Annotated in this window: 9 protein-coding genes; 3 read left to right on the plus strand and 6 right to left on the minus strand. The window is 68.8% G+C overall.

What is annotated here, in order from left to right; translation table 11 throughout:
* Window positions 1-50: 50 nt before the first annotated feature.
* From ACY48E_RS05420 to ACY48E_RS05440, 5 genes are read right to left on the minus strand one after another with little or no spacing between them, the layout of a single operon-like run.
* Complete coding sequence (locus ACY48E_RS05420; RefSeq protein ID WP_462871088.1) at window positions 51-890, minus strand: HAD family hydrolase; 840 nt, start codon at window positions 888-890, stop codon at window positions 51-53.
* Entirely contained in the window at window positions 887-1993 is a 1107-nt protein-coding gene (locus ACY48E_RS05425) for a cysteine protease StiP family protein (RefSeq protein ID WP_462871089.1), read from the minus strand. Before ACY48E_RS05425 ends, ACY48E_RS05420 begins: the two co-directional genes overlap by 4 nt.
* On the minus strand, window positions 1990-3243 hold the full coding sequence (locus ACY48E_RS05430) for a phosphoribosyltransferase family protein (protein ID WP_462871090.1): 1254 nt from the start codon (window positions 3241-3243) through the stop codon (window positions 1990-1992). The genes ACY48E_RS05425 and ACY48E_RS05430 overlap by 4 nt, the downstream gene beginning before the upstream one ends.
* Window positions 3240-4397: an HpcH/HpaI aldolase/citrate lyase family protein gene (locus ACY48E_RS05435; RefSeq protein ID WP_462871091.1), complete on the minus strand. Its 1158-nt coding sequence runs from the start codon at window positions 4395-4397 to the stop codon at window positions 3240-3242. Before ACY48E_RS05435 ends, ACY48E_RS05430 begins: the two co-directional genes overlap by 4 nt.
* 46 nt (window positions 4398-4443) lie before the next feature.
* On the minus strand, window positions 4444-5637 hold the full coding sequence (locus ACY48E_RS05440) for a serine/threonine-protein kinase (protein WP_462871092.1): 1194 nt from the start codon (window positions 5635-5637) through the stop codon (window positions 4444-4446).
* A gap of 95 nt (window positions 5638-5732) precedes the next feature.
* Here ACY48E_RS05440 and ACY48E_RS05445 point away from each other — a divergent pair, with 95 nt between their 5' ends.
* Together ACY48E_RS05445 and ACY48E_RS05450 are read left to right on the plus strand one after the other, a co-directional pair.
* Window positions 5733-6308, plus strand: coding sequence for a TerD family protein (locus tag ACY48E_RS05445; protein WP_462871093.1), 576 nt, complete (start codon window positions 5733-5735; stop codon window positions 6306-6308).
* A 158-nt stretch (window positions 6309-6466) separates the two neighbouring features.
* Window positions 6467-7585 (plus strand): DUF475 domain-containing protein, encoded by a 1119-nt coding sequence (locus ACY48E_RS05450; RefSeq protein ID WP_462871231.1) that lies wholly within the window; start codon window positions 6467-6469, stop codon window positions 7583-7585.
* Window positions 7586-7594: 9 nt separating this feature from the next.
* Here the strand turns inward: ACY48E_RS05450 and ACY48E_RS05455 are convergent, their stop codons facing one another.
* Window positions 7595-7870, minus strand: coding sequence for a LuxR C-terminal-related transcriptional regulator (locus ACY48E_RS05455; protein WP_462871094.1), 276 nt, complete (start codon window positions 7868-7870; stop codon window positions 7595-7597).
* Window positions 7871-7976: 106 nt separating this feature from the next.
* On the opposite strand from ACY48E_RS05455, the gene ACY48E_RS05460 reads away from it, so the two are divergent.
* Window positions 7977-11666: an nSTAND1 domain-containing NTPase gene (locus ACY48E_RS05460; protein ID WP_462871095.1), complete on the plus strand. Its 3690-nt coding sequence runs from the start codon at window positions 7977-7979 to the stop codon at window positions 11664-11666.
* Window positions 11667-11716 lie beyond the last annotated feature (50 nt).

Below are 11716 nucleotides of genomic sequence, written 5' to 3' on the forward strand. Positions count from 1 at the left end.
CGCCACCGCGGGTTCGGTGGTAATCAGCTCCGTCGAGACCCCCATCACCGTTATGAGCGAGTTCCGATATTACTAGGAAAGTGATCGGTGCCGGCAGTCCGGTCGATCATCCATTGCACGATCGACTCTCCCGCGGCCGCCCCTGCCGTGGACGTGATCACCAGACCGGGGGTGGTCCACCTCGACTCGTGAAGCTCGCCGTGAGCGGGTCGGATCGCCTCGTCGGCCATTCTGAGCAGGGCCGCATCGAGAGCGCCGTCGCCCGCGGCAAGCAGGGTGTCGGTCGGTCGAACGACCCCTTCGCGCTCGAGGCGCATTCGTACTTCGGCGGCCGCAGTGCTCTTGCACACATTTATCGGCATCGTGTAGATCTTGCGCCCTTGTTGTGAAACGCCCCAACCCTTTTCGGCACACCATAATGACCATTCTTGAAAGAATTCTTCCGGCTGCATCGCCGGGTCGACGACCAGGTAGCAGAACAGGTTGTCCGCAGTGCGCGTCTTCAGTACCCACGACGGGTCCGAACGGGAATTCATCTCGGCCAGTACTTCCGCCAGCGGAGCCGACGTCGCGCGGACCTCGGCATCGACACGGGCCCGCCAGAGTGGATCCGGCACACCGTCGACGAGTATCGCGCCACCGTTGGTGGTTATCGCGTATCGGTACGGCCCGCCGGGAAGGGCGATCCGCGAGTACTGCTCGACAGTCCGGGTGGTGGTGGGCACCACGGTGACGGTCGAGGTCAGCAGGGCGAGCAGCTGCGCCGCACGGCGTGTCATGTACGACAGTTCGGCGCCGTCGAGGTGCTCGACGCACACCAGTTCGCCCGACGCCGTGCGGGCCGCCGCCTCGGAGAAGATGAGCGTGCGGTCGAGGTCTGTGACGATCACGGCAGTTCCCTCACCAGGCCCATGCAGGAGTACGCGAGATCGGCAACCACGTCCACGGGGACCCCGCGCGCGGCTGCGAGCAATCGAATGTGGGCGTGATCAGGATGCTCGGCGTCCCGAACCAGCACCCGCCAGGGGACCCGCCGCAGCAGCACCCGGGTGGTCTCCCCCACCCCCGGTTTCACCAGGTTGATGCTCGAGATCCCGTAATCGCGTCGAACCTTCTCGACCGAGGCCCAACCCGCCCATGTCGGGGTGCGATCGCTCGACCGGATGCGCGCGGTCTGCGTGGTCACCTCGTCCCCGATGGTGCCGAAATGGGCGGTAACGCTGTCGAGCAGGTGCTGCGAGACGTCGTCCGCGGCCAGCTCCGAGTAGAACTTGGCGCCGTGGAACTGGCCCGGGCCGATCAGTGCATCGCTGTAGACCGTTCGCGAAACCAGCCCGGACACAGTGGAGTTCAGGCATGCGGAGGCGATGAGGAAGTCCTCTCGTGTGCCGAACGTGGACACGCACGAACCGGGGTCGGCGAGCACCGCCAGGGACGGGTCGAAGCGGCGCCCCAGTTCCGTCTGCTCCAGTGCGGCGGCGAGTTCGCGGGCGATGGCCCCCTTACCCGTCCATCCGTCGACGAACACCACCGACGACGGATCATGGTGCTCGGCCAGGTACTCGAGCGCCACCGGGTCGATGCCTCCGCCCCGGACGATGGAGACCGCGTAGTGCGGCAGCGTGAGCTCGTGACGGTGCGCAGCCCATCGGCGCATCAGGATTCCCACCGGCGTTCCGGCGCGGGCCAGGGAGACCAGCACCAGCGGCATCGGCCGCTCGGCGAGGAGCAGATCGGTCACCACAGCAGCTGCGACGGCCAGCCGTCGCGCCGACCCGGCCAGGACCGTCTCGAACAACTCCCGGTACCGGGCGTCGGGCTGGTACTCCACCGGCAACGACTCGTAGTAGGCCGCTCTGCCAGATTGAATGTCGCTCTCGCGCTGAGCGGTCGGGGCTTCGAGCGCAACGTGCGAGAGATCGGTCAGCAGCCAGCCGACCTCGTCGGGGGCATACGAGCCGAACTGCGGTCCGCGAAGGGCGGGGGGTGTCACCGCACACCCCGGGCGGCGGCGAGCGCGAGGGGATCGGTGGCGGGAACGATGGCCACGGTGACGTCCGCTCCGGTGCCGGCCAGTGCCCGCACGAGCCCGCCGAAGAGGGCATCGGTGTCGGCGGCGGAGTCCGCGATCACGACGTAACGCGGGTCGAGGCGCGGATCGGCGAACTGCGCGTTGTACAGATGTCGGGAACCGTGCTCGTCGACTTCGGCTGCGGCGAAGGTGAATCCGCGGCGCAGCGGATAGCCGGGGCGATCGATGACGTGAGCCGGCGACCTGGTGCTGGTCTGGAACACCGTCTCGCGCCCGGTGGCCTCGAGCAGCCGCGCGATGCGCAGCGGCAGGTACATCAGCTCCTCGTGTCCGATCACCACCACGGGCCGGTGCGGTTCCAGACGAGGTGCGAGGACATCGGCTGCCGCGGTGATCGCGAGATCGTACTCGCGGGATTCGCTTCCGAGGATCAGGTGGCGCCCACCGTCCGGTATCCCTGCGGGCCACTCGATATCGATGCGCTGCACCGTGCCGGGCGCGTCGGCCGACTGGAGAGGGGCGGGCTCGGGCAGGGCGGCGACGGTGGCGGCAAGGTCTGCGGGAAGCACGACGCGACCGCTCGCGAGGCAGACGCTGTCGATGCGCGCGCCGAGTCTGCGGGCCACCGTGTCGGACTCGGCGAGGTGGGCCTGCTCCCGGAGATCGACCAGGGAGGCCAGCACGTACCGCGAGCGAGGGACGATCGCGTGCAGGGCCTCTATCGTGCGCAGAGCCGTTGCACCGGTGGACAGTTCGTCGTCCACCAGGATCAGCGGAAGGTCGTCCCTCAGCACGTCGGTACCGACGGGGAGCAGGCGATGATCGGTCGCGTGCGAGTGTCCCTCCTGGAACTGCGCGAACACCTCGACCCCCGGCACGTTCCGGCGCGTCGAGTGCAGATAGGCACGTGCGCCGAGCGAGTACGCCACGGTGTGTCCGAGACCGGTTGCCGTCTCGGCGAATCCGAGCACCACCACCGCCTCGGAGTCGTCGAGGACGTCGGCGCACAGCGTTGCCAGCAGCCCGCCGGCGTCCAGCACCCGCGAGGGCGGCACGGGAATGTGCTTGCCCAGCACGGTCGAGACCAGTAGGTGCGCACGCTTGGGGTTCTTGCGCAGGCCGGGGTGCACCAGGTCCTCGAGGCGTCGTCCCACGGGCGAGGAGACGTGCTCGAGCCGGACACCCCAGTCGTCGGTGAGGAAGTTGCTCATCGGCGGGCCAGAGCTTGCATCACGTCCACGAACGACACGCCCTCGCGCGTGACCCCGAACACCTCGGCGCGAGCCATCGTCAGCCGCGCCCACGCGCGGTGCGGACCCACCTCGTTCATCTTGTTGCTGTACCCGGACGCCATCACCCCGCTCGAGTCGGCCGACTCGGCGATCGCGCACGCATCGGCGTACTCCTCGGCGGTCACCACCTGCAGTGCGTGCACGGCCGGAACGTGTGAGGGATGGATGACGGTCTTGCCGTGCAGACCGTTCGCACGGTCGAGGGCGACCTCGCGCAGCAGCCCGTCGAGGTCCCGGCTGACCAACTGCTGGCGGAACGTCACGGCCTCGAGGTCCTCGAACGGCGTCTGGCGCAGCATCGGCCGGAACATGCGCTCATGGTCGGCGAAGTACTCCCACACGGGCCCGGTCACGATGAACCCCGACCCGTCGGCGCGGGCGAGGTGGTTGACGATCGAGCCGATGGTGTCGGCGACCACCCGGACGTCGTAGATGGTCAGGTCCCGGTCGCGGCGGATCCCGAAGGCACCGCACAGGTCGGTGGCGCCGATGCGTACGGCCAGCACACGGTCACGGTGACCTGCCAGGATGCGGCCGATCGCCAGCAGTTCGGCGTCGCGGGACTCCCGGTAGAGCACCTCCCGCGATTCGAGCACGGGCATCACCAGGAGCCGTCGCCCGTATTCGGCGGCGAGGTCCCGCACGTGGGTCAGCAGCGATGCACCGTTCACGGACCGGAACTTCGGCAGAACGAACCCGTCGAGCACGGCGAGACCGGAGGTGACGGCGCGGCACACGAACTCGATGTCGTCGTCGGTGCGCACGCGGACGAACAGGGAGACCGCAGGAGGATCGGTGGCCAACGCGTCGAGCGCGCCGGCCACGCGCACCCGGGCGGCATCCCGGTCCTGATCGGCCACGGCGTCCTCGAGGTCGATCACCATCGACACCACGCCCTCGGCGGCGCGGCGCCGAACGGTTCCCGGTAGGTCTTCCCGCATCGCGGGGATGTACAGCGTGGCGCCGAGCGACATGGCCAGCACGGTCAGGTCGCCGTCCGCCTCGATCGTCGCCGGCTCCCGCGCGAAGAGGTGGGTACGTGTCTGGACGTCCAGTTGTCGGAAATGGTGCACGGCTGCCTTTCTCGGCGGGTGGTCGGCGTGTGTCCCGAGCGGGGAGTCAGGCGCCGTGTCGGCCGCGCATCCGCGAGACGACGCCCGCGATGAACTCGGTGATCGAATCTATCTCCTGGAGGTAGGCCCAGTAGTCCGGTCGAGGTGTGTCGAGCTTTGCATGGGCCCGCGCGATGCGATCGGCCTGGGCATCGAGCACCGATCCCCACTCGTTCACCAATCCGCGCGTGACGGCGAGAAGCTGGGCGTCACGCAGCGCGAACCGCACGGCGGCCTCCGCGGCTCCGGGATCGTCACGTGTGCCCCGCAGGCGCTCGAGTCGGCCGGTGACGTCGGCGATCCGTCGCTCGGCGGCGCTGAGATGCTCTCGCGCCGCGGCGATCGCCTCGAGTGCCGCCTCGGGATCGGTGTCGCGGTCGCGGGTGGCAGCAGCGATGGCGCTCTCGGCGCGCGCCATGTGGTCGGTGACGTCCGTTCGCGCCGCGGTCAGATCGGCCGAACTCGCCGCGACGAACTCGCGAAGCAGCGCCGAGTACGCCGGTCCGATCCTCTCCGCGCGCGTACCGACGGCCTGCAGGCGGGTGCGCACCGATGCCAGCGCGCGGGCGGCGTCACCGGCCTTGGCGGGCGCCTCGCTCAGTGCGGTGGTCAGGGCCGTGGTGTGCTCGCGCACCCGTGCGGCCACATCCCGTGTGCGGACGGGGTTCCGGTCTGCCTCCGCCGAGGCCAGATCATGCAGGTCCGCGCGCAGACGGTCGGCCGCCGAGATCACCGACCGGTAGCGATGCACGGGGTCGTCGGAGAGGGTCGCCAGCGCCGAGCGGGCCTGCGAGCGAGCCTGCTCGGCAATTCGGGGCACCGCTCCCACCGCCGCGAGAGCGTCGTCGAGATCGGCTCGGTGAGCCACGTAGAACTCGTCGACGGCTCGGCTGGCCTGCACCAGTTGGTCGTAGACGTGCGTGAACGCCACGTGGGCCGCCTCGGAGTTCTCCGCCTCGAAGCGATCGGTGGCATCGAGATACGCCCCGGCCGCGGTGAAACACTCGGTCTCCACCGCCTCCCACTGCGTCCGCAGGTTCCGCTCGGGGTGCAGGGCAGTGACAGCCGAGACGCCGGAGGAGGCGGCCGACTGGCGCGAGTCCATGTCCAGGAACGCAGCCACCGCCGCATCGCGGGCAGCGCGAACCGCCTCGTCCCGCTCGCTCGCGCGGGAAAACCTGCCCGGCCAGGGTTGCCTCACGTCAGCGATGGTAGTTCGCGGGGAACCGGCGCGCCGTGGTGGTCGTTTGCTGTATGACCGATAGCGGACACATCCGATCGAAAGGACCTCATCTCATGGGCGTCAGCCTCAGCAAGGGCGGAAACGTCTCGCTCACCAAGGCAGCACCGAACCTCACCGCTGTATCGGTGGGCCTCGGCTGGGACATCCGCACCACCACCGGTACGGATTTCGACCTCGACGCCAGCGCCATCGCGTTGGGGGCGGACAAGAAGGTGATCAGCGACCAGCACTTCGTCTTCTTCAACAACCTCAAGTCCCCCGACGGGTCCATCGAGCACACCGGCGACAACACCACCGGTGAGGGCGACGGCGACGACGAGGTCATCAACGTGAATCTCACGGCTGTGCCGCCGAACATCGACACCATCAACTTCCCCGTCTCGATCTACGACGCCGAGACCCGTTCCCAGTCGTTCGGTCAGGTCCGCAACGCCTACATCCGCGTGGTCGACAAGTCGAACGGCACGGAACTCGCCCGCTACGACCTCAGTGAGGACGCCTCCACCGAGACAGCCATGGTGTTCGGCGAGCTGTACCGCAACGGTGCCGAGTGGAAGTTCCGCGCGGTGGGTCAGGGATACGCGTCGGGCCTGGCCGGCATCGCCCGCGACTTCGGGGTCAACGTCTGACACACCTTTCGGCGTCCGGCAGCTCTTCTGACTCGCTGGACGTTCTCTGACACAGTAGGGGGCGGTCCCGTCCGGGGCCGCCCCTGAACTGTTCCGAGCCACTGCTCGTCCGATGCAGGACCGAGCCGGTGGGTATGCCCGAGAGAGAGGCCACCGCCGTGGTCGTGCGTGTGTTCGGTTGGTCGGTAGCTGTCACCCTCGTCGCTATTCTGGTCGCCCTGATCTACGGCGGTCCGCAGGCGATGGCCCTTGTGGTGATCCTCGGCATCCTCGAGATCTCGCTGTCGTTCGACAACGCCGTCATCAACGCCACCGTCCTGCAGCGGATGAGCGAGTTCTGGCAGAAGATCTTTCTCACCGTCGGCATCCTGATCGCGGTGGTCGGGATGCGGCTGCTGTTCCCCCTGCTCATCGTGTATTTCGCGTCGGGTCTCGGACCCGTCGAGGCGATGCGACTGGCGCTGAATCCGCCGGCCGACGGCGCCGCCTTCTTCCCCGACGGGCGCCCGAGCTACGAGACCCTGATCACCGACGCGCATCCGCAGATCGCGGCGTTCGGCGGCATGTTCCTGCTGATGCTGTTCCTGAACTTCATCTTCACCGAACGTGAGCACACGTGGTTGTCGATCATCGAGCGTCCCCTGGCGAAGGCCGGCAAGTTGGACATGCTGTCGGTGGTCGTCTCCGGGGTGTTGCTGGTGCTCACCGCCGAGTTGCTCGCGCCCGAGGACAGGGTGGGCACCGTGATGGTCTCCGGGGTGTTGGGCCTGGTCACCTACATCGCGGTCGACGGGTTGGGCAACTTCTTCCACGTCGGGGACGACGAGTCCAGCTCGGACGGGTCGTCCTCCACCAGCTCGGACGGGCCGTCGGAGTTGGTGAAGGCCACCGGTAAGGCCGGGTTCTTCCTGTTCCTCTACCTCGAGGTGCTCGACGCGTCGTTCAGTTTCGACGGGGTCATCGGTGCGTTCGCCATCACGAGCGATCCGATCATCATCGCGCTGGGCCTGGGGTTCATCGGTGCGATGTTCGTGCGGTCGTTGACGGTCTACCTGGTGCGCAAGGGCACGCTGTCGGAGTACGTGTACCTCGAGCACGGAGCGCACTGGGCGATCGGCGCTCTGTCGGTGATCCTGCTGGTCTCGATCGGCGTGCACATCAACGACGTCGTCACCGGTCTGGTGGGCGTGGTGCTCATCGGATTGGCGTTCGTCTCCAGCGTGCGACGCAATCGGCGACTGGCCGGGCAGGACCAGCAGGAACCGGCCGAGTTGTAGCGAACCCGCTCACCACTGATCGAGTGTGGTGTAGCCGTCCTGCAGGGCTCGTACGAACAGTGCGGTCTTGGTCGGCGCGGCCCGGCCCACGGCCGCGTACTTCGCTCGGATGCGGCTGAGGTGGGTGTTGATGGTGCCGATCGAGATGAACAGGCGCGCGGCGGCAGTGCCCTTGGACTCGGCGGCGAACCACGCCAGCATCACTTCGATCTCGCGTTCGCTGAGGGCGGGCCGCGGTGTGAAGGATTCGATGACGGTGGGCCTTTCCAGTGCGTGGATGCTCATGGTTTCCGATCTTGAAGGGGCGCAGTCCCCACCACCACCGGCGCAGTGAAAGTCGGACGAACTCGATCGGCGCGCACATACCGTGATCTGCGGTTATGGTCGTGCGATGAAACCGGGTTATAGGTCTGATCCGTCGTCCATCACCACGCGATCGGAGTTCGCCCACGCCCTCGCACACGTGCGGGAGGCGTCGGGGAAGTCGCTTCGCAGTATTTCCGATATGTCCGGAGCGCCCGTTTCGACGTTCGGCGCCTGGTTCAAGGGTGACTTCCTGCCGACGCCGCAGAACGCCCCGCAGTTCCGGGCCGTCCTCGCCGCGTGCGGGGTGAACGATCCTGAGCTGATTCAGCAGTGGTGGGACGCGGTGATGCGCGTGCGCTCGAGCGACCGCATGCCCGCGCACACGCCCTACAAGGGCCTCGATGCATTCGGGTTCGACGACGCCGAGTGGTTCTTCGGCCGCGCCGAGTTGGTCGCCGAACTCGTCGAGCGCGTGCAGGCGACGTCGGGAATCGTGGTGGTCACCGGGGCGTCGGGATCGGGCAAGTCCTCGCTTCTGGCCGCGGGTCTGGCAGCGACGATGGCCACCCAGGACCCGCCGACGGCGGTGACGCTCTGTACGCCGTCGGATCCACTTCCGAGCGTGGCGGCCGATGCGGTGCTGGTGGTCGATCAGGCGGAGGAGTTGTGGGGCGCGGATTTCCCCGCGGAACGCCGGGCGCGGTATCTGACCGAGCTCGCCGCGACGGCGGCGGCGACCACGGTGATCGGGATGCGAGCCGACTTCTACGGGGTCGCGCTCGCCGAGCCCGTCCTGCTGGGACCACTGACCGCAGGACCGGTGGTGGTGGGTCCGCTCGGTGTCGAGCAGATGCGCGAGATCATCGTGGCCCCGGCCCGCAAGGCCGGTGTCGAGGTGGCCGACGATCTGGTGGAGGTGCTGTTGGCGGACCTGCTCCCGCCCGGGTCCACCGTTGCCGAGCAGGGCGTGCTGCCGTTGCTCTCGCACGCGCTGCTCGGTACCTGGGAACGCGCGCACAAGCGCACGCTCACCGCCCGGGACTACCTGGACACCGGTCGCATCGGTGGTGCCGTGCAGCAGAGCGCTGAGCGGGTGTACACCGAGCTCGCCGACACCGAGCGCACCGCGGCGCGCCGAGCTCTGCTGCGGTTGGTGTCCGTCGACGGCGATACGGTGACCCGGCGTCCGATGCCGTTGCCGGAGTTGGCTTCCGGAGATCTCGGGGTACTGCGCAAGTTCGCCGATGCACGTCTGCTGACCATCGACGACGGGTCGGCGAGGGTGGCGCACGAGGCCCTGCTGACGGCATGGCCGCGACTGCGGGCCTGGATCGACGATGATCGGGAGTGGTTCGCCGCGCACCGCAATCTCACCCGTGCCGCAGCCACGTGGGCAGCGGAGGACCAGGACGAATCCCTGCTGCTCGGAGCCACACGATTGGCATTCCTGCGCGAGCGCATCGACGTCGGGGAGCGCGCGCTGGATCTCAACGATGTCGAGCGCCGATATGTCGAGGCCAGTGGTGCTCACGAGCGTGCCCGCCAGGATGCCGATCGCCGGCGGGTGCGGACGCGTCGCCGCCTGGTGGCAGCACTCGCCGCGGCCACGGTGGTCTCGCTCGTGCTCGCTGCCACGGCCGTGTTCGCCCGCGGGCAGGCAGTCGGCGAGCGGGAGTCCGCCGACGTTGCGCGCATGCAGGCTCAGTCGCGTCAGATCGTCTCGGCGGCGTTGATCGCACGACCCCGCGATCCGGCCCTGTCCACCCAACTGGCCCTGGCCGCCTATCGGGCGGGCGCCACGCCGGAGGCGGTGTCCACGCTCGTCGATTCCTCCGGGGTACGTACACCCTGGCGCATGCTGGGACCGGCCGGCGGGACGGTGGCGGCCCCGACGGCAGACGGGGTGATCGTGGTCGGACGGTCCACCGGTGTGGTGGAGGTCCATCGCGGCGGCGAGGTGGCTGCGAGCGCAGAGTTCGCCGCGCCGGGCGGCTCGTCCGTGACGGCCCTGGTGGTCGATTCCACGGGCCGCCGAGTGGCCGTCGGTGGCTCCGGTGGTGTGGTGGTGGTGGACGTCTCCGATCCGGCGGCACCGAAAGTCGGTGCAGCGGTGCCGGATCCGGTGGGCAGCCTGGCCTTCTCCCCCGACGGCGCGGTGCTGGTGGGCGGCACCTCGGACGGGCGGATCGCACGATGGTCCGTCACGGGTGTCTCTCTCGCGGCGCTACCGGGCCTCGAGGTACCCGGCGCCGGACCGGTGGCCGTGGCGGTGAGCCCGGACGGGCGGTGGTTGCTCGGTGCCGGTCGCGGTCGGACTCTACGGATGTGGGACACCGCGCGGCTGGAGGTGCCGGTGGTGGACCGGGCCTCGGACGGCTCGACCTACAACTACTTCGGAGCGGCGTTCTCACCGGACTCGCGTGCACTGGCCGTCGGAACCGCCGCGCGCGAGATCGCCAGGTGGACCGTGCAACCGGACGGAACACTGCTCGACCTCCCGTCTGCCACCGGGTACACCAGCTACGTCAACGACGTCGTGTTCTCCCCCGACGGGGCGGTCCTGGCAGGGGTGTCCAGCGACAACTCCACCCGGCTGTTCGACGCCGCGTCGGCGCGCCCGCTCTCGGTGCTGCCCGGTCCGGCGCTGGTGTCCACCGCCGAGTTCACCTCCGATGGAGGCGAATTGGTGACCGCGGACGAGGACGGCACGGTGCATCGATGGCCGATGCGAGGTCCGGTTCTCGACGGGCCCACGGACACCGTGTTCAACGTTCCCACCGACGCCTCGGGCACCTACGTTCTCGGCGCCACCGGATCACGCGGCGACGGCGCTCGGGTGTGGGATCTCACCGACCCGGCGGCGCCGCGGATGGGCCCGTCCGCCCTGGTTGCGCCACCCGGTGATCGGCTCGACGGGGCGGCCACGGTCTCCCTGGACGGCACCGTCCTCGCAGCGGGAACCGCCGGTGGGGGTTTCGTGCTGTGGGACAGCACATCTCGGCTTTCTCCCCGCGTACTGGCGCAGGTCCCGGCGGCGTTGCCCCTGCTCATCGGTGGGATCGCCATCGCCCGGGACAACTCGATGGTGGCGCTCTCGCAGCAGGATGCGCCCGAGATGGCGCTCTACAGCGTGGGCCCGGCACCGGTGCGGCTGGGATCGTTCACCGTCGCCGGATTGCCGTCCGTCATCGCCTACAGTCCGGTGGCCGAGGTGCTCGCCGTCGGTACGTCGGCGAACTCGGTCGAGTTGTGGGACACCACGGAACCGACTGCAGCCCGGCGCATCACCACCATCACCGGACTGGCGGCGGGTACGTCGTCGGTCGGGTTCTCCCCCGACGGCTCGCGCCTGGCCATCGGTTCGACCGATGCCACCGCGCAGATCTTCGACGTCACCGACCACTCGGCGCCCCGACAGCTGTCGACGGTGGCGGGCCCGGCCGCGGTGAACTCTGTTGCGTTCTCCCGCTCGGGGTCGATGCTCGCCCTGGGCACCTCGGTGGACAGTGTGTCGCTGTGGGACATCGCTGATCCACGGTCGCCGCGCCAGGGCGTGACGCTCAGTGCCACGGGAGCCCGCATCAACGACGCGCAGTTCTTAGCGGGTGACGGGCACCTCGTGGCCGGTGGGGCCTCGAAATCGGTGTACGTGTGGACGCTCGATCCCGACCGTGTGGCCCAGCAGATCTGCGCCCGGCGCGGTAGTGCCCTCACCCCCGCGGAGTGGAGCAAGGCCCTGCCCGGCCTTCCCTACATGCAGCTGTGCCCGCAGTGACATGTGTGCGGGACCCGCAGTGACATGTGTGCGGGACCCGCAGTGGCACC

The sequence above is a fragment of the Rhodococcus sp. AZ1 genome (assembly GCF_054979605.1).